1 rRNA gene is annotated in these 2500 nt (G+C 52.4%); it reads left to right on the top strand.

The annotated features are described in order from the left end of the window. Positions 1 to 177: 177 nt before the first annotated feature. Positions 178 to 2500, top strand: a 23S ribosomal RNA gene (locus tag RZ35_RS16850); the annotation flags it as partial.

Genomic DNA, 2500 nt, shown 5'->3' with positions numbered 1-2500 from the left:
ATTGGCGACAGTATGCTGTGAAGTATTTTGCTCTTTAACAATCTGGAACAAGCTGAAATTTGAAACGATGCAGCTGAACATATCTCTCCGTGCAGTACTGAGATGTGATTTTGTTGTATCAGAGTCTCTCAAATAATCGCAGCGCGAAGTGTTTTACGAAACACCTTCGGGTTGNGAGGTTAAGTGACTAAGCGTACACGGNGGATGCCTAGGCAGTCAGAGGCGATGAAGGGCGTGCTAATCTGCGAAAAGCGTCGGCAAGGTGATATGAACCGTTATACCCGACGATACCCGAATGGGGAAACCCAGTGCAATCCGTTGCNCTATCGCAACATGAATACATAGTGTTGCGAGGCGANCCGGGGGAACTGAAACATCTCAGTACCCCGAGGAAAAGAAATCAACCGAGATTCCCCTAGTAGCGGCGAGCGAACGGGGAGGAGCCCAGAACCTGAATCAGTTTGTGTCTTAGNNGAAGCGTCTGGAAAGTCGCACGACAGAGGGTGATAGTCCCGTACACGAAGAGGCATGGATTGTGAGTTCGATGAGTAGGGCGGGACACGTGTTATCCTGTCTGAATATGGGGGGACCATCCTCCAAGGCTAAATACTCCTGACTGACCGATAGTGAACCAGTACCGTGAGGGAAAGGCGAAAAGAACCCCGGCGAGGGGAGTGAAATAGAACCTGAAACCGTGTACGTACAAGCAGTGGGAGCCTTGATTAATCAGGGTGACTGCGTACCTTTTGTATAATGGGTCAGCGACTTATATTCTGTAGCAAGGTTAACCGAATAGGGGAGCCGCAGGGAAACCGAGTCTTAACTGGGCGTTAAGTTGNAGGGNATAGACCCGAAACCCGGNGATCTAGCCATGGGCAGGTTGAAGGTTGGGTAACACTAACTGGAGGACCGAACCGACTAATGTTGAAAAATTAGCGGATGACTTGTGGCTGGGGGGGAAAGGCCAATCAAACCGGGAGATAGCTGGTTCTCCCCGAAAGCTATTTAGGTAGCGCCTCGTGAACTCATCTTCGGGGGTAGAGCACTGTTTCGACTAGGGGGCCATCCCGGCTTACCAACTCGATGAAAACTGCGAATACCGAAGAATGTTATCACGGGAGACACACGGCGGGTGCTAACGTCCGTCGTGAAGAGGGAAACAACCCAGACCGCCAGCTAAGGTCCCAAAGTCATGGTTAAGTGGGAAACGATGTGGGAAGGCCCAGACAGCCAGGATGTTGGCTTAGAAGCAGCCATCATTTAAAGAAAGCGTAATAGCTCACTGGTCGAGTCGGCCCGCGCGGAAGATGTAACGGGGCTAAACCATGCACCGAAGCTGCGGCAGCGACACTTAGGTGTTGTTGGGTAGGGGAGCGTTCTGTAAGCCTGCGAAGGTGACCTGTGAGGGTTGCTGGAGGTATCAGAAGTGCGAATGCTGACATAAGTAACGATAATGCGGGTGAAAAACCCGCACGCCGGAAGACCAAGGGTTCCTGTCCAACGTTAATCGGGGCAGGGNGAGTCGACCCCTAAGGCGAGGCCGAAAGGCGTAGTCGATGGGAAACAGGTTAATATTCCTGTACTTGGTGTTACTGCGAAGGGGGGACGGAGAAGGCTAGGTTATCCGGGCGACGGTTGTCCCGGTTTAAGCGTGTAGGTGGATGTTTTTGGTAAATCCGGAACATCGTTAACACTGAGGCGTGATGACGAGTCACTACGGTGATGAAGTGACCGATGCCAAGCTTCCAGGAAAAGCCTCTAAGCTCCAGGTAACACGAAATCGTACCCCAAACCGACACAGGTGGTCAGGTAGAGAATACCAAGGCGCTTGAGAGAACTCGGGTGAAGGAACTAGGCAAAATGGTGCCGTAACTTCGGGAGAAGGCACGCTGGCGTTGGTGAAGGGACTTGCTCCCGGAGCTGATACCAGTCGCAGATACCAGCTGGCTGCAACTGTTTAATAAAAACACAGCACTGTGCAAACACGAAAGTGGACGTATACGGTGTGACGCCTGCCCGGTGCCGGAAGGTTAATTGATGGGGTCAGCCGCAAGGCGAAGCTCTTGATCGAAGCCCCGGTAAACGGCGGCCGTAACTATAACGGTCCTAAGGTAGCGAAATTCCTTGTCGGGTAAGTTCCGACCTGCACGAATGGCGTAATGATGGCCAGGCTGTCTCCACCCGAGACTCAGTGAAATTGAACTCGCTGTGAAGATGCAGTGTACCCGCGGCAAGACGGAAAGACCCCGTGAACCTTTACTATAGCTTGACACTGAACCTTGAGCCTTGCTGTGTAGGATAGGTGGGAGGCTTTGAAGTGTGGACGCCAGTCTGCATGGAGCCAACCTTGAAATACCACCCTTTAATGTTTGATGTTCTAACGTGGGCCCCTGACCGGGGTTGCGGACAGTGTCTGGTGGGTAGTTTGACTGGGGCGGTCTCCTCCCAAAGAGTAACGGAGGAGCACGAAGGTTAGCTAATCCTGGCCGGACATCAGGAG

Origin of the sequence: Lonsdalea quercina subsp. quercina, assembly GCF_000688655.1 — a bacterium.
GTDB classification, from domain to species: domain Bacteria; phylum Pseudomonadota; class Gammaproteobacteria; order Enterobacterales; family Enterobacteriaceae; genus Lonsdalea; species Lonsdalea quercina.
The sequence above is the reverse complement of the archived record's forward strand: the minus strand, read 5'-3'. Positions and strand labels throughout refer to the sequence as shown.